At 72.6% G+C, this 21,251-nt stretch carries 20 protein-coding genes, 1 pseudogene and 1 riboswitch; of the genes and pseudogenes, 14 read left to right on the top strand and 7 right to left on the bottom strand.

Translation table 11 applies throughout. The features are described from left to right. The first annotated feature begins 198 nt into the window (after positions 1–198). The 5 genes from HHX30_RS01945 (at position 199) to HHX30_RS01925 (ending at position 5,938) form a co-directional block, all read left to right on the top strand. Positions 199–1,515, top strand: coding sequence for an NYN domain-containing protein (locus HHX30_RS01945; protein WP_169978697.1), 1,317 nt, complete (start codon positions 199–201; stop codon positions 1,513–1,515). 137 nt (positions 1,516–1,652) lie between these two features. Further along, a complete protein-coding gene (locus HHX30_RS01940) occupies positions 1,653–2,615 on the top strand; it encodes a C40 family peptidase (protein ID WP_169978695.1) in 963 nt (320 codons plus the stop codon). 301 nt (positions 2,616–2,916) lie between these two features. Then, positions 2,917–3,075, top strand: a riboswitch (cyclic di-AMP (ydaO/yuaA leader). 70 nt (positions 3,076–3,145) lie between these two features. Continuing rightward, the gene (locus tag HHX30_RS41185; RefSeq protein WP_249349521.1) at positions 3,146–3,721 is read left to right on the top strand and encodes a C40 family peptidase; all 576 of its coding nucleotides are present in this window, start codon (positions 3,146–3,148) and stop codon (positions 3,719–3,721) included. A 102-nt stretch (positions 3,722–3,823) separates the two neighbouring features. After that, on the top strand, positions 3,824–4,741 hold the full coding sequence (locus tag HHX30_RS01930) for a hypothetical protein (protein WP_169978693.1): 918 nt from the start codon (positions 3,824–3,826) through the stop codon (positions 4,739–4,741). Positions 4,742–4,828: 87 nt separating this feature from the next. Then, positions 4,829–5,938 (top strand): glycosyltransferase family 4 protein, encoded by a 1,110-nt coding sequence (locus HHX30_RS01925; protein WP_169978691.1) that lies wholly within the window; start codon positions 4,829–4,831, stop codon positions 5,936–5,938. Positions 5,939–5,950: 12 nt separating this feature from the next. On the opposite strand, the gene HHX30_RS01920 is transcribed toward HHX30_RS01925, so the two are convergent. From HHX30_RS01920 to HHX30_RS01905, 5 genes and pseudogenes are all read right to left on the bottom strand, one after another. Continuing rightward, entirely contained in the window at positions 5,951–7,234 is a 1,284-nt protein-coding gene (locus HHX30_RS01920) for an Nramp family divalent metal transporter (RefSeq protein ID WP_169978689.1), read from the bottom strand. 292 nt (positions 7,235–7,526) lie between these two features. After that, positions 7,527–7,817, bottom strand: a complete 291-nt coding sequence (locus HHX30_RS43115; protein WP_311922035.1) for a hypothetical protein — start codon at positions 7,815–7,817, stop codon at positions 7,527–7,529. A 112-nt stretch (positions 7,818–7,929) separates the two neighbouring features. After that, positions 7,930–7,992 (bottom strand): annotated as a pseudogene (locus HHX30_RS43110) (hypothetical protein); the annotation flags it as partial. A gap of 252 nt (positions 7,993–8,244) precedes the next feature. Then, positions 8,245–9,051, bottom strand: coding sequence for an SAM-dependent methyltransferase (locus HHX30_RS01910; RefSeq protein ID WP_211591548.1), 807 nt, complete (start codon positions 9,049–9,051; stop codon positions 8,245–8,247). Positions 9,052–9,352: 301 nt separating this feature from the next. Next, entirely contained in the window at positions 9,353–11,140 is a 1,788-nt protein-coding gene (locus tag HHX30_RS01905) for a long-chain fatty acid--CoA ligase (RefSeq protein ID WP_169978687.1), read from the bottom strand. Positions 11,141–11,377: 237 nt separating this feature from the next. Here HHX30_RS01905 and HHX30_RS01900 point away from each other — a divergent pair, with 237 nt between their 5' ends. The 7 genes from HHX30_RS01900 (at position 11,378) to HHX30_RS01870 (ending at position 17,264) form a co-directional block, all read left to right on the top strand. After that, on the top strand, positions 11,378–12,145 hold the full coding sequence (locus HHX30_RS01900; protein ID WP_169978685.1) for a metallophosphoesterase: 768 nt from the start codon (positions 11,378–11,380) through the stop codon (positions 12,143–12,145). Positions 12,146–12,159: 14 nt separating this feature from the next. Then, positions 12,160–12,597 (top strand): SRPBCC family protein, encoded by a 438-nt coding sequence (locus tag HHX30_RS01895; RefSeq protein WP_169978683.1) that lies wholly within the window; start codon positions 12,160–12,162, stop codon positions 12,595–12,597. Next, positions 12,594–13,754, top strand: coding sequence for an ArsA family ATPase (locus tag HHX30_RS01890; RefSeq protein ID WP_169978681.1), 1,161 nt, complete (start codon positions 12,594–12,596; stop codon positions 13,752–13,754). Before HHX30_RS01895 ends, HHX30_RS01890 begins: the two co-directional genes overlap by 4 nt. Next, complete coding sequence (locus HHX30_RS01885) at positions 13,751–14,185, top strand: DUF5304 family protein (protein ID WP_169978679.1); 435 nt, start codon at positions 13,751–13,753, stop codon at positions 14,183–14,185. Before HHX30_RS01890 ends, HHX30_RS01885 begins: the two co-directional genes overlap by 4 nt. 109 nt (positions 14,186–14,294) lie before the next feature. Then, the gene (locus HHX30_RS01880) at positions 14,295–15,236 is read left to right on the top strand and encodes an ROK family glucokinase (protein WP_169978677.1); all 942 of its coding nucleotides are present in this window, start codon (positions 14,295–14,297) and stop codon (positions 15,234–15,236) included. Positions 15,237–15,240: 4 nt separating this feature from the next. Then, positions 15,241–15,981 carry an endonuclease/exonuclease/phosphatase family protein gene (locus HHX30_RS01875; protein WP_169978675.1) on the top strand — a complete coding sequence of 247 codons (741 nt, stop codon included), beginning with the start codon at positions 15,241–15,243 and terminating at the stop codon, positions 15,979–15,981. Positions 15,982–16,064: 83 nt separating this feature from the next. After that, positions 16,065–17,264 (top strand): hypothetical protein, encoded by a 1,200-nt coding sequence (locus HHX30_RS01870; RefSeq protein WP_169978673.1) that lies wholly within the window; start codon positions 16,065–16,067, stop codon positions 17,262–17,264. Positions 17,265–17,277: 13 nt separating this feature from the next. Here the strand turns inward: HHX30_RS01870 and HHX30_RS01865 are convergent, their stop codons facing one another. Together HHX30_RS01865 and HHX30_RS01860 are read right to left on the bottom strand one after the other, a co-directional pair. After that, positions 17,278–17,793: a hypothetical protein gene (locus tag HHX30_RS01865; protein WP_169978671.1), complete on the bottom strand. Its 516-nt coding sequence runs from the start codon at positions 17,791–17,793 to the stop codon at positions 17,278–17,280. 12 nt (positions 17,794–17,805) lie between these two features. Then, entirely contained in the window at positions 17,806–18,570 is a 765-nt protein-coding gene (locus tag HHX30_RS01860; RefSeq protein ID WP_169978669.1) for a carboxylesterase, read from the bottom strand. Positions 18,571–18,689: 119 nt separating this feature from the next. On the opposite strand from HHX30_RS01860, the gene HHX30_RS01855 reads away from it, so the two are divergent. Both HHX30_RS01855 and HHX30_RS01850 read left to right on the top strand, forming a co-directional pair. After that, entirely contained in the window at positions 18,690–19,388 is a 699-nt protein-coding gene (locus HHX30_RS01855) for a 1-acyl-sn-glycerol-3-phosphate acyltransferase (protein ID WP_169978667.1), read from the top strand. Positions 19,389–19,673: 285 nt separating this feature from the next. Then, positions 19,674–21,212: an MDR family MFS transporter gene (locus HHX30_RS01850; RefSeq protein WP_169978665.1), complete on the top strand. Its 1,539-nt coding sequence runs from the start codon at positions 19,674–19,676 to the stop codon at positions 21,210–21,212. Positions 21,213–21,251: the final 39 nt, after the last annotated feature.

Genomic DNA, 21,251 nt, shown 5'->3' with positions numbered 1-21,251 from the left:
TTGGAAGTGACAAGAACAAGGGAGTGTCTCGCAGATCTTGCCGTGTGAGGGCGGCCCGGTGGGCGCGCCGCGAGGCTCACGTCTCGCGGCACGGGCATCGGGGGACGTTCTCGCATTCGGGGGCGACAGCACCGCGAGGCGCCGCGGGGCGACCGCAGTGGGCAGAAGATCTGTAGGACACGGCCGAGGAGCGACGAGATGAGTTCAGCCGGAGAAGGCCTGTCTCGTCCGTTGCCCGAGCAGGTCCGTTTACACGTGGTGGAGGTCGCGGCGCAGGTGCTGGGCTCGATGCCCGCCGCCGCCGTGCCGCCGCCGTTGCGCAACATCGCCAAGTTCGACCCCCGCAAGCGCGCCCGCCTGGGCAGCGCGCCGATCGCGGCCCAGCTGGAGAACGACAAGGAGTTCCGCGAGCGGGTGGCCGAGACGCTGGAGGCGGCCTGGCCCGAGCTGGTGGCGAGCCTGGCCGAGGGCACGGTGCCCCCCGCGGCCGAGCCGGTGATGGTCGCGGCGGCGGCCTACCTGACCCGTCCGCCCGGCTGGCCGGACCTGGTCGAGCAGGCGCGGGCCGACCTGGAGCAGGCCGCCGCGGCGGGCAGCCAGCGGGAGCAGGCGGAGACGCGGCTGCGCGAGCAGCTCGCGGCGCAGCGTGCCTCCGCCAAGGAGGAGATCGACCGGGTGCGCGAGCAGCTCAAGGCGGCCCGCGCGGAGAACTCCGACCTGCGGCGCAAGCTGCACGAGGCCCGTGAGCGGGTCAGGGCCGCCGAGGCCAGGACGGCCGAGCTGGAGGCGGAGACGGCCGAGGCGCGGGCCAGGGCCGCGAGCGCCAACGGCGCGGCCGAGACCGAGCTGCGCCGGCTCAGGGAGCGCCTGGCGGACGCCGAGCGCCAGCTGGAGGCCAGCCGCAGGGCCGCCCGCGAGGGCCGCAGCATCGAGGACGCCAGGGTGCGGGTGCTGCTGGACGCGCTGCAGGACGCCGCCGCGGGGCTGCGCAAGGAGCTCGGCCTGCCCACGACGATCAGCAGGCCGGCCGACTACGTGACCGCCGTCGTGCCGGGCGAACCGGGCGTGACGGCCGTGCCCGCGCGGGCGCTGGCCAACGACGACCCCCAGCTGCTCGACCAGCTCCTGGCCATCCCCCACCTGCATCTGATCGTCGACGGCTACAACGTGACCAAGACCGGCTATCCCTCGCTGACCCTCGCCGACCAGCGGGCGCGGCTGCTCACCGGGCTCGGCGGGCTCGCCGTCCAGACGCGGGCGGAGGTGACGTGCGTCTTCGACGGCGCCGAGCTGAACGGGCCCGTCCAGGTGTCCGCGCCCCGCGGGGTCCGGGTGATGTTCAGCGCGCCCGGGGAGATCGCCGACGACCTCATCCGCACGCTGGTGCGGGCGGAGCCGCCGGGGCGGGCGATCGCGGTCGTCTCCTCCGACCGGGAGGTGGCCGAGTCGGTGCGCCGCATGGGCGCGCGCCCGGTGCCCTCGCTCCTGTTGCTGCGCCGGCTCGGCCGGGGCTGAGCCGCCGTACGCACGCTCCGGACCCGCGTCGTCGCCCTGGGTCATGACCACCGCGAATACCTGCGACTAGGTTGAAGCTTCAAGATCGCCTAGATAGAGTCGCGCGCAGGTTTCGTAGATCTAAAAAGGGGGCCTCAGTGCGAGGGCGTGTGCCGGTGGCCGCCGGTCTGGCCGCCGTGGTCCTGCTGACGCCGGTGACGGGCGCGCAGGCGGATCCGAAGCCCACAGTCGCGCAGGCCAAGGCGAAGCTGAACAAGCTGAACGAGCAGGCCGACAAGCTCGTGGACCGCTATAACGCGGCCAACGAGAAGTGGAAGAAGGCGAGGCAGAAGTACCTCGCCATCAACGAGGACTACAAGAAGCAGAACGTCCGGGTGGAGGAGCTCCGCGCCGGGCTGGTCACGATGGCCGTCAACAGCTACCAGGTCGGCGACATGGGGTCGTGGGGCGGCGTCTTCTACAGCTCGAACCCCGACTCCATGCTCAGCGGCCTGGCCACGCTCAACCACATCTCGGCCGAGCGTGCGGGGCGGCTTCGCGAGTACGAGGGCGCCATCCAGGGCCTCAAGGACCGCCGTGACCAGAGCAAGACGCTCTACAAGGAGGCCGCCGACGTCAGGAGCGAGCTCGCCGACGAGAAGGAGAAGGTCGACAAGCTCGTCAGGGAGCAGATGAAGCTGCTGCGCTCGCTCGGGACGTACAACCCCGGCAATCCGAACAGCGCCGGCGTCGTCTACACCGGACCGGCGTCGGGTAACGCGCTGTCGGCCCTCCAGTTCGCCTACAAGCAGGTCGGCAAGCCGTACCGCTACGGGGGCACCGGGCCGGACTCCTGGGACTGCTCGGGCCTCGTGCAGGCCGCCTGGTCGGCGGCGGGGGTGACCCTGCCCCGGACCAGCTACGAGCAGTGGGCCTGGGGCGCGAGCCGCAGGGTCTCCCTGGACGAGCTCCAGCCGGGCGATCTGCTCTGGCACGCCGGTTACGGGCACGTCGGCATCTACGCCGGCGACGGCAAGGTCGTCCACGCTCCGCAGACCGGGGACGTTGTGAAGATTGTCACACTCGCCGAGTATCACGCCATCGGTGCTGTCCGTCCCTGACGTCTCGCCCGGATCTGTGATGGTTGTGCCTCATGTGGCCGGATTGGGCCCGTGTGACGGGACTGTGAGCAGAGTCACATTTAGTCATCCGTGCTGCGGGTAAGCTGCGGTTTCTTCTTCTCGGCCTTCGTTATCCGATCTTTATCCGGCGCGAGGGCTTTGCCGAACGCGCCGGGTCCTGGGTAGCTTCTGGGCCGCGGCGGGCACGCCTCGCCGCCGCGAACCGGTCCGGCCGGCCGGTAGCGCAACCATCCACCGTCATCGGCGCCTCCAACACCCTCCCCCTCGCGGGATCCCCGGCGCCGATGGCCTGCCGAGTCCGTGCAGTCAGGAGGCACGGAGCCGGGGAACCATCGACCTTCACGCGAAGGTCCGGGGTGAATCGGCGCATCGCGCGCCGTAGGGCGACTTCCCCGCCCGAACCCGTCAGCTAACCCGGTAGGCGTTTGCGGAAGAGCCGAGGAGAGATCCTGTCTACCACCCCCGCTAGCCTGTCCCGTATTGCCCGAATTGCCCTGGGAGGTGCCGCTTTGACGGCATCCGTAGGGGTCGCCGGTGCGCATCCGGCGGCGGCCGACACGGTGACGGTCACGGTCGTCAAGACAGCCCCCGAGACGAAGACGACCACGAAGACGGCCACGGCGACCGGTGCGAACACCGCCGCCCGCGAGGCCGCGGCGAAGAAGCAGGCGACCAAGAAGAAGTCCGCCGCCAAGCGGAAGGTCAGCAGGACCGCGCTCCAGCGGGCCAAGGCCCGGCGCGCGGTGCAGATGGCCAGGAAGCAGATCGGCGACCCCTACCGCTACGGGGCCACGGGACCGGGCGCGTTCGACTGCTCGGGCCTGGTCCAGTACGCCTGGCGCAAGGCGGGCGTACGGCTGCCGCGCACGACGTGGTCCATCCGGGGCACGGTCAGGAAGAAGGTGTCCTGGGGGCACTTCGAGCCCGGTGACCTGATCTTCACCAGCGGCGGCGGCCACGTCGGCATGTACGTCGGGCACGGCAAGATGGTCCACGCTCCGCACAGCGGCACGCGGGTGCGGATCGACAAGCTGGACGCCTACCGGAGGAGCACCTTCGTGGGTGCCGTCCGTCCGGGCGTCTGAGGGCGCCGGTCACCAGCCCCCTCGACCGGCGCCGTCCTCGCGGCCCCGTCCACCTCGCCGAGGTGGACGGGGCCGTGGCATGTGCTGGTTACCATGCACGGCGTGACTGTCACGAGTGGCGTGCCCGTAGTCGTGCCGGGCGGGCGCGCCGAGGCCGGTCGGCGCCGGCCCGGCGATCCGTCCCACGGGGCCGTCCGTCCCCGCCGTGTCGCGGCCGTGGCCGTCGCGCTGGCCGCGCTGCTGGCCGGACCGGGGGCCGCGGCCGCGCCCGATCCGCTGCTCGCCCTGCGGCTCGATGCCCGCGCCGCCGTGCGGGAGCATCCGGGCATGTGGACCGGCGCCTCCGTCGCCCGCGGCGCGCGCGCGGTCGTCGTCGGGTCGCCCCGGCCGCTGGTCGCCGAGATCGCCGCGCTGGCCGATCGTGCGGGCCGTACGGTGACGAGGATCTGGGGCGGGTACGGCGGCGCGGTGGTCCTCGTGCCCCGCGGCGCGGAGCAGACCGCCGTGCTGGCCGCGCCCGCGAAGGTGGACGGCCTGGCGGCCGTCGCCACCGGCGGCCGGGTGATCGTGCAGCCGGCCGCGTTCGCCCGCCTGTCCGCGACGGGCCGCCTGGTCGTCGTGACCCACGAGCTGACGCACGTCGCGACCGCCGGTCCCCGCGCCGTCCCGATGTGGCTCATGGAGGGCTTCGCCGACTACGTGGGCTACCTGGACAGCGGGCTGCCGGTCCGCACGGTGGCCGCCGAGCTGGCCGCCGACGTGGCCGCCGGCAGACCGGCGCTGCGGGAGCTGCCGGGGCCCGGCGACTTCGCCGCCAGGCCCGCCCAGGCGTACGAGGAGGCGTGGCTGGCCTGCCGCTACATCGCCGCACGGTTCGGCGAGCGGAGGCTGGTCGCCCTCTACCGCGCCGCGCGGCGAGAGGAGATCGGCGCCGCCCTGCGGGAGGTGCTCGGGCTGACCGCCGGCCGCCTGACCCTCGAATGGCGGGCGTACGCGCGCGGGCAGCTCGCCCGGTCCTGATCGGCGTACGGCGGCGGTACGGCGGCGGCTGCGACAATGCCTTCTCGGGCGGCGCGGGCGGACCGCGCGGCCACGCCGGGGGGTGAGATGACGAAGCGGACGCTGATCGTCACGAACGACTTCCCGCCCAGACCGGGCGGCATCCAGGCGTTCGTGCACGGCCTCGCCTCCCGCCGGCCGCCCGGCTCGGTGGTCGTGTACGCCCCGCGCTGGAAGGGATGCGAGGACTTCGACGCCCGCCAGCCGTACGAGGTCGTCCGTCACCCCTCCTCGCTGATGCTGCCGACGCGCTCGGTGGCGAGAAGGGCGGCGGCGCTGGTCGAGGACGGCGCCACCGTCGTGTTCGGCGCGGCGGCGCCGCTGGGGCTGCTCGCCCCCGCTCTGCGCGCCGCGGGCGCGGGCCGGATCGTCATGCTCACCCACGGGCACGAGGCGTCCTGGGCCCGGCTGCCCGGCGCGCGCGCCCTGCTGCGCCGTATCGGTGCGGGGGCCGACGTCGTGACCTACCTCGGCGAGTACACCCGCCGCCGGATCGCCCGGGCCGTCCCCCTCTCCCGGCTCGTACGGCTCGCGCCGGGCGTGGACACCGCGGCCTTCCGTCCCGGGGCGGGCGGTGACCGGATCCGGGCCTCGCTCGGCCTCGGCGACCGGCCGGTGGTCGTGTGCGTTTCGCGGCTGGTGCCGCGCAAGGGCCAGGACGTGCTGCTGCGGGCCTGGCCGCTCGTCCTGCGGCGGGTCCCCGGCGCGGTCCTGCTGCTGGTCGGCGGCGGCCCCTTGCGGCGGTCGCTGGAGCGGAGCGCCGCCCGGGCCGGCCTGCGCGGCTCGGTGGTCGTCACCGGGTCCGTCCCCTGGGCGTCCCTGCCGGCCTACTACGACGCGGGCGACGTGTTCGCCATGCCCTGCCGCAGCAGGTTCGGGGGCCTGGACGTCGAGGGCCTCGGCATCGTCTACCTGGAGGCGTCGGCCACCGGGCTGCCGGTGGTCGCCGGGTCCTCCGGAGGCGCCCCCGACGCCGTACGGCACGGCGAGACGGGCCTGGTGGTCGACGGCGTCTCGCACACGGCGGTGGCCCGCGCGCTGTGCGACCTGCTGGCCGATCCGGCCCGCGCCCGCGCGATGGGCGAGCGGGGCCGGGCCTGGATCGAGGAGGAGTGGCGCTGGGACCTCGTCGCGGCCCGGTTCGCCGCACTGCTGTGACGGGAGGCCGCCTCAGCCGGTGAACACCTCCACGAGCAGGAAGGCGTTCAGCGCGCTGATCACGGCGGCGACGGCGACGCCGGCGACGGTGGTGAGGCGGCGGTTGACGAGGTCGCCCATCAGCTTCCTGCTGCTGGTGAACGCCACGAGCGGGACCAGGGCGAAGGGGATGCCGAAGGACAGCGCGACCTGGCTCAGGACGAGCGCCCGCGTGGGGTCCACCCCGGAGGCCAGGACGGCCATGGCCGGAAGGATCGTGACCAGGCGCCGCGCCAGGAGCGGCACGCGGCGGCGCAGGAACCCCGCCATGATGATCTGCCCGGCGTAGGTGCCCACGCTGGAGGAGGCCAGGCCCGAGGCGAGCAGGGCGAGCGCGAACGCGACGGCGGCCCCGGGCCCGAGCACCTGCCCGAGACCGGCGTGGATGGCCTGCAGGCTCCCGGGATCGCCGCCGCCGAAGGTGGCGGCGGCCACGGTCAGCATCGCCATGTTCACCAGCCCGGCGGCGCCGAGGGCCACGCCGATGTCCATCCGGCTGGCCCGCACCGCCTCCCTGCGCGCGTTCTCCCCGGGCCCGCCCGGCACGCTCTGGTGCTGGGTGAGGGCCGAGTGCAGGTAGACGACGTGGGGCATGACCGTCGCCCCGATGATCCCGGTGGCCGGCAGCAGGCTGTCCGGCCCGGCGAGGCGGGGCACGAAGCCGCCCGCCACACCCGCGAGGGACCCCGACAGCAGCACCTGGTAGGCGAAGCCGGCCAGGACCACGGCGAGCAGCGCCGCGACGGTCGCCTCGAACCGGCGGCGTCCGCGCGGCGCGAGCATGAGCAGGATCGACGAGACGACGGCCGTGATGGCGGCGGCGGGCAGCAGCGGCACGCCGAACAGCAGGTTCAGCGCGATCGCCCCGCCGATGAACTCGGCCAGGTCGGTGGCGGCGGCGACCAGCTCGGCCTGCACCCACAGCGGCAGGCTCACCCGCCGCGGCAGGTGGTCGCGGCACAGTTCGGGGAGGTTGCGGCCGGTGGCGATGCCGAGCTTGGCCGACAGCGCCTGTACGAACATGGCCAGCACGTTCGCGACGGCGATCAGCCACAGCAGCATGGTGCCGTACTGCGCGCCGCCCGCCATGTTGGTCGCGAAGTTGCCGGGATCGACGTACGCCACGGAGACGACGAACGCGGGGCCGCACAGGCCGGCCAGCCGCGCGAGGCGGCCCGGTGCCGCCCGCCCGGCGGCGGGAGGGGCGGCGGGAACGGTGGGCGCACGCCCGTCGGAGGGGCGGCGGGAGTCGAGCACGAAAGCCTCACAGGACAGAGGTCTGGACGGGCGGCCGTCCCGGGCCCGGTGCGGCGCGGCTCGTGCCGGGCGGCCTCGTGGCCGGGCGGCAGCGGGCGCCGGGACGCGGTACGGCACCCGCGCGCAGCGGCGCGGGGGCCGAGGAGTGCGTGGGTGGTGAAAGGGGCGGACGCGCCCCGGCGGCCCGCCCGTCACGTTCGCGGCGAACGGCGGGCCCGGTCCGCCCGGGGTGCCGCGGGTGCCGGTGGCGCTGCCGGCCGCCGCCTTCGCGCGCGGGCTCGGCGGGGCCCGGTCAGGTGAGTTTGTCCTTGAGCTTGCCGACGGGGCCCACCTCGGTGCCGAGGGCGGGGCCCTTCGGCTCGCCCATGCTGCCGTCGTAGGTGTCGTACAGCTTGGGGTCGGGCGGCGGTGCCATGGCGGGACCCTCGAGCGGCTCCGGATTGAGGAGATAGGCGAACTGGTGGCGGCCGTCCGGCTGCGGCCCGCTCGCCCAGCCGCCCGACTGGGCCTCGGCGCCGTCGGAGAGGTCCCAGATCGTCTCCGCGTGCTCGGCGTGCTCCTCGTCGAACAGGGCGTCGGGCACGACGACGTCCTCCAGGCCGTCCGCCCTGAGTTCCTCGATCGCCTTGAGCCACAGGTTTGGTCACCGTCATCTCGCCGTAGGCGCCGCCGACGAGCTCCTGGAGCTTGCGCGCGTATACCGGGTCGGGCTTTTCGGGTTTGGCCTCGAACTGGAGCCGACGGGTGTGCCGGAACATATGACTCCTCGCGTAGGACAACCACAGGGAGCCGCAGGCCTCACGCGGGCTAAGGGCGCGACCCCACTGGTGCGTGTGGTGGGGGGTCACGCATAAATCCCAACACGTGGCGCAACGGGAACCACAGGAGCGACACCTAACGAAGGACCCAATGGTTGGACAGGCGGGCGCGGTCGAGTCTCACTCCCCGGCACCGCCGGGAGCGGACCCTTCGCCGGGTGTCGCCCCGGTGGCCGGTTCGCGGCCGGCCGGTCAGGATTTGCGGCCGACGCCGCCGGCGACGCAGATGCCGCCGAGGTCGAGGGGATGGCGCACGGGTTCCTCGGGACGCCACTCGGGCACGTGCACGACGCCGGGCTCGATCAGGTCGAGGCCGTCGAAGAACCGCACGATCTCGGGCATGTCCCGGGCCCTGCCGGTGCCGAGCATCTGCAGCAGCACGGCCTCCAGCTCGCGCATCTCCGGCGCGCAGGAGCAGAAGTGGGTGAGCTGCATGTAGCTGCCCGGAGCCAGGCGTGCCTTGTAGGCGTCCACGAGGCCGTTCGGGTCCTCCGCGTCGGCGAGATGGTGGACCACGGCCACCAGCAGCAGGCCGACGGGACGGGAGAGGTCGAGGAAGCCCTCGACGTCGGGGTGGTTGAGGATCACCTCGGGTTCGCGCATGTCCGCGGTGATCACGCGGGTGCGCTCGTCGGTCTGCAGGATCGCCCGCGCGTGGGCCAGCACGATGGGGTCGTTGTCGACGTAGACGACCTTCGCGGCGGGGTCGATCCGCTGCGCGACCGAGTGGGTGTTGTCCATCGTGGGCAGGCCAGAGCCGATGTCGAGGAACTGGTCGATGCCCTGCTCGGCCATGTACTCCACGCCGCGGAACAGCATGGCGCGGTTGTTGTGGGCCCCCTCGCCGCGGTCGGGGAAGTGCCGCATGCCCTCCATGGCGACCGCGCGGTCCACCGCGAAGTTGTCCTTGCCGCCCAGGAACGCGTCGTACACCCGAGCGATGCTGGGCTTGGTCGTGTCGACATCCGGGGGAGATAGTCGGGATCGCGGTGCGTCCAGTTCCAGCCGCCGACCCCGTCACCCATCGCCCGTCCCTCTCCAGTCGTCGATCATGGATGCGACTGGAGCATAACCAAGCGGACCGCAACATTGCGATGCAGGTGTGATACTTTTCGGCGTCCGGCGCCGTACGTCATGGAGAGCCGGGCGTCACGACCTCCGGAAAATCCTGTATGTCACGCCTTCCCGGCAGTTCCGGATATCCGAAAGTTTCGGCACCTCCCGTTGCCGTTTCGGACAACGGGAGGTGCCCTGATCGCCCGTGGACGTGTCGTGCGCGACGCCCGGGCCATCCCCGAGGTCAGCCGCCGTACAGCTCGTCGATCTGCTTGGCGAAGTCGCGCATGACGAGGTTGCGCTTGACCTTCAGCGACGGCGTGAGGTGACCGCTCTCCTCGGTGAGGTCGGTGTCGAGGATCGCGAACTTCTTGATCTGCTCGGCCTTGGACACCATGCGGTTGGCGTCGTCAACGGCCTTCTGCACCTCGGCCAGGATCTCCGGGTCGGACGGCGCGACCTCGGTCTTGCCGTTGTCCTGCTTCCACTGGTCCATCGCCTCGGGGTCGAGAGTCACCAGCGCGCCGATGAACGGCCTGTCGTCGCCGACCACCATCACCTGGCTGACCAGGCGGTGCGCCCGGATGGCGTCCTCGAGCGGCGCCGGTGCGACGTTCTTGCCGCCGGCGGTGACGAGGATCTCCTTCTTGCGGCCGGTGATGCGCAGGTAGCCGTCGTCGTCGAGGCTGCCGACGTCCCCGGTGTGGAACCAGCCCTCGGGGTCGACGACCTCCTTGGTCGCGCGCTCGTTGTTCCAGTAGCCGTCGAAGACGTGCCGGCCCTTCACGAGGATCTCGCCGTCGTCGGCGATGCGGATGCTCACGCCGGGGAACGGCTTGCCGACCGTGCCGATCTTGTTGGCGCCCGGGATGTTGACGGTCGAGGGCGCGCTGGTCTCGGTCAGCCCCCAGCCCTCGAACACCTCGATGCCCACGCCCCGGAAGAAGTGGCCGAGCCGCTCGCCGAGTGCCGAGCCGCCGGAGACCGCCGCCGTCAGCGCGCCGCCGGTGGCCGCCCGCAGCTTGCCGTACACGAGCTTGTCGAAGGCCGCGTGCTTGAGCCGGGCGCCGAGACCGGCACCGCCGGAGCTCTCGGCCCTGCTCCACTCGATCGCGGCCCGGACGGCCGCGTGGAAGATCTTGCCCTTGCCCTCCGCGCTGGCCTTCTGCTCGGCGGCGTTGTAGACCTTCTCGAAGACCCGGGGCACGCCCAGCAGGAAGGTGGGCCGGAAGTCCCGCAGGTCGGGCGCCACGTTCTTCATGTTCGGGCTGTGCGCCAGCACCGTCTTCGTCTCGATCAGGACGACCTGGATGAGCCGGGCGAAGCTGTGCGCCAGCGGGAGGAAGAGCAGCGCGGCCCGGCCCTCGACGTCGAACAGCGACTCCAGCGGCCCGACGGAGACGTTGCGCGCGGTGAACAGCAGGTTGTCGTGGGTGAGGCGGCAGCCCTTCGGCATGCCGGTCGTGCCGGAGGTGTAGATGATCGTGGCGAGGTCGCGGCCGCCGCGGCTCGCCCTGCGCTCGGCCAGCGTGTCGTTGCCCACCTCGGCGCCGAGCCGCTCCAGCTCGGCGAACCCGCCGTCGTCGATCCCCCACAGCAGCGGCAGATCGGGCGCGGCCTCGCGCACGGTCTCCTCGTGCGTGGCCGTCTCCACGATCGCGGCCTTGGCGCCGCTGTCGGTCAGGATCCACTTCACCTGGTCGGCGGAGGACGTCTCGTAGATCGGCACCCCGACCGCGCCCGCGGCCCAGATGGCGTAGTCGGCGACCGTCCACTCGTAGCGGGTGCGCGACATCAGCCCGACCCGGTCGCCGGGTTCGATCCCGGCGGCGATCAGTCCCTTGGCGAGGGCCGCCACCTGGTCCCTGAACTGCGCGGCCGTGACCGGTGTCCACGGTGCGCCCGGATCCTCACCCTCCTTGCGGCGGATGACGACGGTGTCCGGCTCGTCCACGCCGCGCTGGAACACCACGTCGGTGCAGTTCGCGGACGGAGGCACGTCCACCAGTACGGGAACGCTGAACTCGCGCACGGGTCACTCCTTCGCGCACGGCCGCGCGGTCTCCGGAGTGCCGTGCCGGGACCGCGTTGCGGGCATCACTCTTCGTGTCTCACTGGACGCTACCGCGCATAGTTACGCACCGGTAGATCCGTCACCCAGGCGTTATCCAGGGACAAATCGACGCTATCAGTGTCCCCCGGGCGGCGGGGGCGACACCTTTCTGTGACCCAAGCGGGTGCTAGGTAAAGCGGCCGTTACGATGTGCGCATGCGCATCCACGTGGTCAGCGACGTCCACGGCCGGGCCGACGCGCTCGCCCGCGCGGGCGACGGGGCCGACGCCCTGATCTGCCTCGGCGACCTGCTTCTCTTCATCGACTACGCCGACCACTCGCAGGGCATCTTCCCCGAACTGTTCGGCGCGGAGAAGGCGAGCGAGTTGGTGGGCCTGCGCGCGGCGGGCCGCTTCGGCGAGGCGAGGGAGCTGTCGGCCGGACTGTGGGCCACGCTCGACGGCGACCCCCGCGACGTCATCGAGGCGGCGGTCCGGCGCCAGTACGAGCAGATCTTCTCCGCCATGCCGACGCCCGCCTACCTCACGTACGGCAACGTGGACATGCCGCGCCTGTGGGCGGACCACCTGCGGCCCGGGCAGCGGGTCCTGGACGGCGAGGTGGTGGAGATCGGCGGGCTCACCTTCGGGTTCGTCGGCGGCGGCCTGCGCACGCGCTACCGCACGCCGTACGAGATCGACGACGAGGAGTACGCGCGCAAGGTCGAGGCGGTCGGCGAGGTGGACGTGTTGTGCTGCCACATCCCGCCCGCCATCCCCGACCTGCTGTACGACGTGGTGGCCCGGCGGTTCGAGCGGGGGAGCGAGGCCACGCTGGAGGCGATCAGGAGGACGCAGCCCCGATTCGCGCTGTTCGGCCACGTTCACCAGCCGCTGGTCAGCCGGACCCGTGTGGGGCGCACGGAGTGCGTCAACGTCGGCCACTTCCGCGGCCGTGGCACGCCTTTCGCCCTGGAATGGTGAAGTACGGTTGGCGCATGGCTGATCGCACTTCGTCGAGCATCACGATCGGCGCCGGCCGGTCGACAATCATGGCCGTCATCGCCGACTTCCCGGCCTATCCGGAGTGGGCCGGCCAGGTGAAGAAGGCCGAGGTCCTGGAGACGGGCGCGGACGGCCGCGCCGCCCGGGTCCGGTTCGTCCTCGACGCCGGAGTGATCAGCGACGAGTACGTCCTCGGGTACGACTGGGACGACGACGCGGGCGTGAGCTGGCGGATGGTCGACGCCGGGCGGATGCTCTCCGGCCTGACCGGCAGCTACCGCCTGACCGAGGACGGCGGCGGCACGGAGGTCACCTACGACCTCGCCGTGGACCTGAAGGTCCCGATGATCGGCATGATCAAGCGCAAGGCCGAGAAGGTCATCGTCGACACGGCGCTGAAGGGGCTCAAGCGGCGCGTCGAGGGCCGATGAGGGTCCTCCTCTTCACGGGGAAGGGCGGGGTCGGCAAGACCACGGCGGCCGCCGCGACGGCCACGCTCGCCGCCGGGCGCGGCAACAAGACGCTGGTCGTGTCCACCGACACCGCGCACTCGCTCGCCGACGCGCTCGGCGTGCCGCCCTCGGCCGAGCCGGTCGAGGCCGCCCCCGGCCTGCACCTGCAGCAGGTGGACACCCAGAAGTCGCTGGAGCGGCACTGGGGCGAGTTGCGCGACTACGCCGGGAACGTGCTGGCGGAGCTCGGCCTCGACGAGGTCACCTCCGAGGAGATCACCGTCCTGCCGGGCGCCGAGGAGATCCTCGCCCTGCTCGAACTGCGCGAGCAGGCCCGCACCGGCCGCTGGGACGTGATCGTCGTCGACTGCGCCCCGACCGCGGAGACCCTGCGCCTGCTCGCCCTGCCGGAGGCGCTCGACTGGCATGTCAACCGTCTGCTCCCCGTGGGCAGGCGGGTGCTGAGGGCGCTGTCGCCGGTCATCCGGCACGTCGCCAAGGTGAGCGTGCCCGAGGGCGAGGTCGTCTCGGCGGGGGAGCGGCTGCACCGGGGGCTGCTGGAGGTGCGCGCGCTGCTCACCGGCGACGACGCGTCCGTGCGGCTCGTGCTGACCCCCGAGGCCGTGGTCGTCGCCGAGGCCCGCCGTACGCTCACCTCGCTCAGCCTGTACGGCTACCGCGTCGACGCGGTGATCGCCAACCGGGTCTTCCCCGCGGAGGGCGCCGACGAGTGGCGGCTGGGCTGGGTGGAGGCCCAGGCCAGGCAGCTCGCCACGGTGCACGAGTCGTTCGCGCCGCTGCCCGTCCTCACCGCCCCCTATCTTCCGGCGGAGCCGGTCGGGACCACCGCCCTCGCGGACCTCGCCGCGCGGATGTACGGAGACCGGGATCCCTTCGCCCGCCCGGACGCGGAACCGCCGCTGAGGTTCACCGCCGACGAGCTGACGCTGTCCCTGCCGCTCGCCGACCGCGACGACCTCGACCTCGCCCGCAAGGGGGACGACATCATCGTCACCGCCGGGTCCTACCGGCGGGTCATCGCCCTGCCCGCCGCCCTCGCCCGGCGCCAGATCTCCTCGGCCGCGCTCCGGGACGGCCGGCTCCGGGTACGGTTCGAGGCAGGAGGGGCGATATGACGGATTCCAACGACACCAACCCCCGCAGCCAGGACCAGCTCGGGTCGGCGGCGGAAGAGGCGATGAAGCTGCTGGACGCCGTCCAGCGGCGGATGGGCCGCGAGTTCGGCAAGGGGCTGGTGAAGGGCGGAGTGAGCGGCTTCGGGGCCGCCTTCGGCGGCGCCGGCGCGGGTGGCCGGGGCGACGACGTGTGGAGCGAGGCCGTCTCCGACGACCACGACGAGTACGTCTGCCGGGCCTGCCCGGTGTGCCGGGTCATCGCCGCGCGCCGCGAGGCCGGCGGTGACGTCACCGGCCATCTGGTCGCGGCGGGCGGAGAGCTCTTCGCGGCCTTCCGGCAGGCGGTCGACGCCCTGCAGCGCCCCTCGTCACGCCCGGCGGGGGAGCGGCGGCCCGGCGACTCCACGGTGGAGCACATCGACCTGGGATGACGAGCCGGTTGCGCGCGAGTGTCGGTGGGATTGCCACAACCCGGCTTGATCGGCTTCAATCGGCGCGGCGTTGCTCGTGTGTGAGCGGTTCGGGCGGAAGGAAGACAGCATGGCGCTGACCATCGGCGTGGACGTGGGCGGTACCAAGATCGCGTATGGGGTCGTCGGGGACGACGGCGCCATCATCGAGCGCGGCCTGCGGCACAGCCCGGCGGGCAGCCCCGAGAAGATGGCGCTCACGATCGCCGACGCGGTGACCGAGCTCGCCGCGCGGCACGAGGTCGAGGCGGTCGGCATCGGCGCGGCGGGCTTCGTCGACGAGACCCGATCGGTCATCCGCTTCGCGCCCAACCTCGCCTGGCGCGAGGAGCCGCTGCGCGAGAAGGTCGGCGAGCTGGTCGGTCTGCCGGTCGTCGTCGAGAACGACGCCAACGCCATGGCCTGGGGCGAGTACCGCTTCGGCGCGGGCCGGGGCGAGAGCCACGTGGTGTGCGTCACCGTGGGCACGGGCATCGGCGGCGGCATCGTGCTGGGCGGCGAGCTCTACCGCGGGCGGTGGGGGATGGGCGCCGAGCTCGGCCACATGCAGGCGGTGCCCGGCGGCCGGGCCTGCGGCTGCGGCAACAGCGGCTGCTGGGAGCGGTACGCCAGCGGCAGCTCGCTGCTGATGGAGGCCAAGGACAACGCGCAGGCCGACCCCGAGGGGGCCGAGCACCTGCTGCGGCTCGGCGGCTCGGTCGAGGGCATCCAGGGCGAGCACGTGACCGAGGCGGCGCGCCTGGGCGACCGGGCGGCGCTGGCCGCCTTCGAATCGCTCGCCGGATGGCTCGCCCAGGGCCTGGCCGACATGGCCGCGGTCCTCGACCCCGGATGCTTCATCATCGGCGGCGGCGTCTCCGGCGCGGCGGACCTGTTCGCCGACCGGGTGCGCGAGGAGTTCGCCGCGCGGCTGACCGGCCGCGGCCACCGCCCGCTCGCCGAGATCAGGGTGGCAGAGATGGGCCCGTCGGCCGGGCTGGTCGGAGCCGGCGACCTCGCCCGGCTCCGCTGACGGCGTGCTGCGGGTCGCGACCTACAACGTCCGGGGGCTCAGGGACGACCGCGGGGCGCTGGTCCGGGTGATCCGCGCCCTGCGGCCCGACGTGCTGTGCCTCCAGGAGGCGCCGCGCCTGCCGGGCTGGCGGCGGCAGCGGCGGGCGCTGGCCCGCGCCGCCGGCCTGTCCGTGGCCGCCGGAGGCCGGGTGGGCGGGACCGCCGTCCTCACCGCCCCGGCCGTACGGCTCCTGCGTGGGCGCGGGCACCGCCTGCGCTGGTTCGCCGGGCTCGAATGGCGCTCCGTCGCGCTCGCCGTGGTGGAGAAGGACCGTGAGAGGTATGCCGTGTGCTCGGCCCACCTCGACCTCGCGGCGGGGGCGCGCCTGAGCCACGCGGCCCAGATCGTGCCGCTCCTGGAGCGCGCCGCCCGGGAGTTCGGGGCCGCGCCGGTGCTCGCCGGCGACCTCAACGAAACTCCCGAGGCCCCCGTCTGGCGCCTTCTCGGCGGCCGCTACACCGACTGCTTCACCGCCGCGCGGGGCCCCGCGCCCCTCAGCGCGGCGGGCGGAGACGACGGCCGGGCCGGTGCCACATTTCCGGCCCGTGATCCCCGCGTGCGGATCGACGCGATCTTCGCGGGCCCGGGCCTGACCGTCGTGTCGTACGGCGGCGCGGACGCCCCGCCCGGCGACCTGGCCGCCGCGAGCGACCACCGGCCGGTCGTCGCCGAGCTCGTGCCCACACCGCGCGCAGGGGCCTGACGCCGGGGGCGTGTCCCTGCCGGCGGTGATCGGATTCGCCGCCTGTGTGACGGGGAGTGCCCGGTCACCCGTACGATCGTTTCATGACCCGCCGCCTCATACGGCGTGCGGTGCCGTTGTGTGTGCTGTCCGCCGGCCTGGTGGCCGGGCTCCTCCCGCGCGCCACACCGGTCGCGCACGCGTACACAGGGATCGTCCGCGCAGAGGCGGAGCGTGGCCTGTCGGGGGACGAGCTCGCCCGGGACGCCGGCTCCTCCACCGGACGGCTCCAGGCCGACGGTTCCCTCTCCGACGTCGCCGGCCTGTCGGCCAAGGACATCTGGGCCGTGGGCCAGCAGAACGCCTGGGACTTCTGGCGCAACCAGGGCGTCATCACCCACTGGGACGGCTCCTCCTGGAGCGAGGTGCCGATCCGGGGCGACGCCACCGGCGCCGGGCACCTGCGATCGGTCGCCGCCGCCTCCGCGACCGAGATCTGGACCGTCGGCGACGGCCACGACGGCCTGCCGTACGTGGCGAAGGGCACGCGCGACGGGTTCGACCGCGTCGGTGTGCCGCAACTGCGCACGGGGGACTGGCTCGGCGGGGTCGCCGCCTCCTCCGGCCGGGTGGTCGCGGTCGGCAGCCGGGACGGCAAGGCGCTCCTGCTGAGCAGCGGCGGCGCCGCCAAGGGCGCGACCTGGAAGACCGCCCAGGGCCCCGAGGGCGCGATGTACGGCGTGGCGCTCGCGGGGCGGACGGACGGCTGGGCGGTGGGCGACTCCGGCTCAGGGCCCCTGGCCATGCACCTGACCGGCGCCGGGTGGAAACAGGCCGGCCTGCCGAAGATCAGGGGCGGCTTCCTGCGGGACGTGTACGCGGACGGCCGCAAGCACGCCGTCGCGGTCGGGGGCGTCTACCAGAGCGACGGCGGCATCTCCCCGCTGGTCCTCGTATGGGACGGCAGGCACTGGAAGCGGGTGACGCCGCCGGTGCGGCGCGCCGAGCTGTACGGCGTCACCGGCGACGGCGACGGCGTGTTCTGGATCTCCGGATACGACCCGGGGCGTGAGGCGGAGGGCTTCCTGCTGCGGTACGACGGATCGCGCTGGACCACGCTGCGCGGCCAGGAGCCGGCCGAGGACCGCAGGGTGCGGCTGCAGGCGGTCGCGCACGTCGACGACCTCACCATGGCGGTCGGCCACACGCTGGACGGCAAGGGCCGCTACACCGACCTCGTGGAGCGGTTCGGCCCGTCTCCTGCCGAGGACGCCGCGGTGAAGGCGGCCCCGGCGGCCGAGTGAGGACGCGCCGGCGTCAGACGACCGCGCCGTCGTCCCACCCGGAGTCGGCGGGCGGGCCGTCGCCCATGCGTACGACGAGGATCACGAACCCCGCGATGAACGCCGACACCGCGGCGAACACGATCCACCCGTCCATGGGCCAGTGCAGCAGCGCGGCCAGGAGCAGGTAGGCGGGGCCGCCGAACAGCGCCAGCCAGGAGAGCCGGCTCAGCGCGTCCCCCGGAGGAAGAGGCGGAGGGGGCGGCGGGACGTAGTGGTCGTCGTCGCCGGCGGGAGCGGGAGCGGGAGCCTGGTCCTCGCCCTCGCCCGGCTCGTCGCCGGCGCCCGTGTCGTCGGGACCTGTGTCGTGGGGACTTGGGCCGCCGGGGAACCTGTCGCCGGGGGTGCCGTCGGCGGTGCCCGCGCCGGTCTCCTCGGTGACGTTCTCGCGGTCAGGCCATGGCTGTTCGGCCGAGGAGTCCTCGGCTGTCTCGTTGAACGAGGCGACGATCTGGCGCCAGACCTCGTCCTCGTCACTTTGCGGCGTCACGTCGATCCCGGGTCACAAGTCCTTGGTCAAGGGTACCGAGGCGTGGGAGCGGATGAACTCCAGACTCCCTTCGAAGATCACAGGCGCGTCGTTGTCGAGGGTGGCGACGTGGTAGCTGTCCGCCAGCTCTCTGACCTCCAGATTGTTTCCCATCCTCGCCTGCAGGAACGCGACGCTCCCCGGCTTTACCACATGGTCGTCCCTGCTGTGGAACACCAGCACCGGCTGGGTCACCTTGGCGATGTCGGACTGGACGAGCCTCCACAGCCGGGGCAGCGAGGCGGCGGCCCGGACGGGCGTGCGCGCGTAGCCGAGCTCGCTCGCGCCCTCCTTCTTGATGTCGCCCGCCACCCCCGGGATCGAGGGTACGACGTGCTTGATCACCGGGGCCAGCCGCAGCAGCGGCACGTCGTTGACCACGGACGGGTTGACCACGACGGCGCCCGTGACGGCGTCCCCGTGGACCTCGGCCAGGCGAAGCGCCATGCAGCCGCCGAGGGACAGGCCCATCACGAACGCCTGCGCGCACCGGCCGCGCAGGTCGGCGAACGCCTTGTCCAGCTCGGCGTACCAGTCCTCCCAGCGGGTGCGGCTCATCTCCTGCCACGTCGTGCCGTGGCCGGGCAGGCGCGGCAGGGACACCGTCAGCCCCGCCCGGGCCAGATGCTCACCCCACGGCCTCAGGGACTGCGGCGAGCCGGTGAACCCGTGGCAGAGCAGGACGCCGATCTCACCGCCCTCGTGGTGGTACGGCTCCGCACCCGGCAGCACTGGCATGGGAGACCTCCGCGAAACGGTGGCGTGTTCCGCCCGATACTCGCACGTTGGTCAGCGTTAGTGCGAGAGGGCTGGGCGTGCGAAGATGACTGCACATCTGAGCCGAGGGGGGTGCCCGAGTGTTCTACTGGGTGGTCAAGGCCATCATCTGGCCGATCCTCCGCTTCGTGTTCCGCCCCTGGGCAGAAGGGGTGGAGAACGTGCCGAAGGAGGGTCCGGTCATTCTGGCCGGCAACCACCTGTCGTTCGCCGACCACTTCTTCGGGGCCGGATTCCTGCCGCGCAAAGTCATTTCTCTGGGCAAAGCCGAATACTTCACCGGCCGCGGTGTCAAAGGGCTGGTGAGCCGCGCCTTCTTCTCCGGCGTCGGCACCGTGCCCATCGACCGCTCCGGCGGGAAGGCGAGCGAGGCGGCGCTCCGGACCGGCCTGCGCATCCTCAAGGAGCACCAGGTGCTCGGCATCTACCCGGAGGGCACCCGCTCGCCCGACGGGCGTCTCTACAAGGGCAAGACCGGTGTGGCACGGCTCGCCCTGGAGTCCCGCGCACCGGTGATCCCGTGGGCGATGGTCAACACGTTCGAGATGATGCCCCCCGGCCGGCCGATTCCCAAGTTCGGCATCCGCCCCGGCGTCCGGTACGGCAAGCCGCTCGACTTCTCCCGCTACTACGGCATGGAAAACGACCGCCTGGTGCTGCGCGCGGTCACCGACGAGATCATGTACGCGCTGATGGAGCTGTCGGGCCAGGAGTACGTCGACAAGTACGCCGCGGCGGCCAAGACGGAAATGACCAGGGCGGCTCGCGAGAATTCCTAATACTTCCGGACCGGGCGGGTAACGTGGCGGTGTCCGCCGCGCACGTAAAGACACGTCGTTCGGATCGGAAGGCGTACAGCATGCCAGCAGCCTGCAGGAACCGCACGTGGGCCCCGCCCGGCGCCGCAGCGCGCCCGCCCCTTGGAAGACGCCGGATCCCCGCCACCGGCGAGTGCGCCGCATGAGCGAGCGGAGCGAGCGAATCGGTAGGCGCAGTGCGTTTCGGCTGGGTCATCTGCGCGCCTCCGGCCCGACGCGACCCGAGCCGCAAGGCGAGGGGGTGGGATGAGCGTGAGAGAGGAGCGGCAGGCCGCTCCGGGATACCTGCCGCATCGCCAGATCCTGGTCGTGCTCTCCGGAGTGGCCGCCGGGATGCTGCTGGCCGCCCTCGACCAGAGCATCGTCGGCACGGCCCTGCCGCGCATCGTCAGCGAACTCGGCGGCCTCGACAAGCTGTCGTGGGTGGTCACCGCCTATCTGCTCACCTCGACCGCGGCGACCCCGCTGTGGGGCAAGATCTCCGACCTGTACGGCCGGCGGATCATCTTCCAGACCGCCATCGGCATCTTCCTGCTCGGCTCGGTGCTGGCCGGGCTGAGCCAGAACATCGGTCAGCTCATCGGGTTCCGCGCGATCCAGGGCCTGGGCGGCGGCGGTCTGATGGCGCTGGCGTTCAGCATCATCGGCGACGTCATCCCGCCGCGCGAGCGCGGCCGTTACCAGGGCTACTTCGGCGCCGTCTGGGGCACCTCCAGCGTCGCCGGGCCGCTGCTCGGCGGTTTCTTCACCGACGGGCCCGGATGGCGGTGGATCTTCTGGATCAACCTGCCGATCGGGCTGATCTCGCTCGTCGTGACCTCCATGGCGCTGCGGATCCCCTTCACCCGCCGCAGCCACCGCATCGACTACCTGGGCGCGGCGCTGATCGTGGCCGGTGTGTCGTGCTTCCTGCTCTACCTCGACTGGGCGGGGGGCGAATTCGGCTGGACCGCGCCCGGCTCGCTGGCCATGCTCAGCGGGTTCGTGGCGTTCGCGGCCCTGTTCGTGTTCGTCGAACTCCGGGCGGCCGAGCCGATCCTGCCGATGCGGCTGTTCCGCAACAAGATCTTCAGCGTCGGCAACAGCTTCGGCTTCCTGTCGGGCCTGGCGATGTTCGGCGGCATGATCTTCCTGCCGGTCTATCTCCAGGCGGTCCAGGGCATGTCGCCGACCGTGTCGGGCCTGGCGCTGCTGCCGGCGGTCTTCGGCATCTTCTCCACGTCGATCTTCTCCGGGCAGATGATGAGCCGCACGGGGCGATACAAGATCTTCCCGATCCTGGGCGGGGCGGTCCTCCTGGTGGCCATGTGGCTGCTGTCCACGATCAAGGTGGACACGCCGTACTGGCAGGTGGCGGTCTACGCGTACCTCTTCGGCGCAGGGCTCGGATTCACCATGCAGACGATCGTCACGGCGATCCAGAACGCCGTGGACCGCGGCGACATGGGCGTGGCGACGAGCTCGGCGACGTTCTTCCGCATGATGGGCGCCGCGATCGGCACGGCGATCATGGGCGCGGTGCTCACCAACCGGCTCGCCCATCACCTGGCCGCGGAGTTCGGCGGCCGGATGCCGCCGGGGCGCGTGGACGCCAACAACGTGCAGGCGATCCAGCGGCTGCCGCAACCGGTCAAGGACCACGTGCTGGTCGCGTTCACCGGCGCGATCGACGACGTGTTCCTCGCCAGCCTGCCCTTCGTCGCCCTCGCGCTGGTCGTGGCACTCTTCCTCAAGGAGATCCCGCTCGCCGCGCGGAGCACCGAGGGCCCGGCCGCCATGGGCTGACCACCGCCCGGCGGCGCGGCTTCCCGGATCCGGGCGGGC

The sequence above is a fragment of the Microbispora sp. H10836 genome (genome assembly GCF_012999525.1).
Classification (GTDB): Bacteria; Actinomycetota; Actinomycetes; order Streptosporangiales; family Streptosporangiaceae; genus Microbispora.
This window is presented reverse-complemented; position numbering and strand designations above follow the sequence as displayed.

Excerpts from the sequence above, each read along its gene's own strand:
- HHX30_RS01945 (WP_169978697.1), top strand. The coding sequence starts at position 199 with ATGAGTTCAGCCGGAGAAGGCCTGTCTCGTCCGTTGCCCGAGCAGGTC.
- HHX30_RS01925 (WP_169978691.1), top strand. The coding sequence starts at position 4,829 with ATGACGAAGCGGACGCTGATCGTCACGAACGACTTCCCGCCCAGACCG.
- HHX30_RS01900 (WP_169978685.1), top strand. The coding sequence starts at position 11,378 with ATGCGCATCCACGTGGTCAGCGACGTCCACGGCCGGGCCGACGCGCTC.
- HHX30_RS01895 (WP_169978683.1), top strand. The coding sequence starts at position 12,160 with ATGGCTGATCGCACTTCGTCGAGCATCACGATCGGCGCCGGCCGGTCG.
- HHX30_RS01890 (WP_169978681.1), top strand. The coding sequence starts at position 12,594 with ATGAGGGTCCTCCTCTTCACGGGGAAGGGCGGGGTCGGCAAGACCACG.
- HHX30_RS01885 (WP_169978679.1), top strand. The coding sequence starts at position 13,751 with ATGACGGATTCCAACGACACCAACCCCCGCAGCCAGGACCAGCTCGGG.
- HHX30_RS01880 (WP_169978677.1), top strand. The coding sequence starts at position 14,295 with ATGGCGCTGACCATCGGCGTGGACGTGGGCGGTACCAAGATCGCGTAT.
- HHX30_RS01870 (WP_169978673.1), top strand. The coding sequence starts at position 16,065 with ATGACCCGCCGCCTCATACGGCGTGCGGTGCCGTTGTGTGTGCTGTCC.
- HHX30_RS01860 (WP_169978669.1), bottom strand. The coding sequence starts at position 18,570 with ATGCCAGTGCTGCCGGGTGCGGAGCCGTACCACCACGAGGGCGGTGAG.
- HHX30_RS01850 (WP_169978665.1), top strand. The coding sequence starts at position 19,674 with ATGAGCGTGAGAGAGGAGCGGCAGGCCGCTCCGGGATACCTGCCGCAT.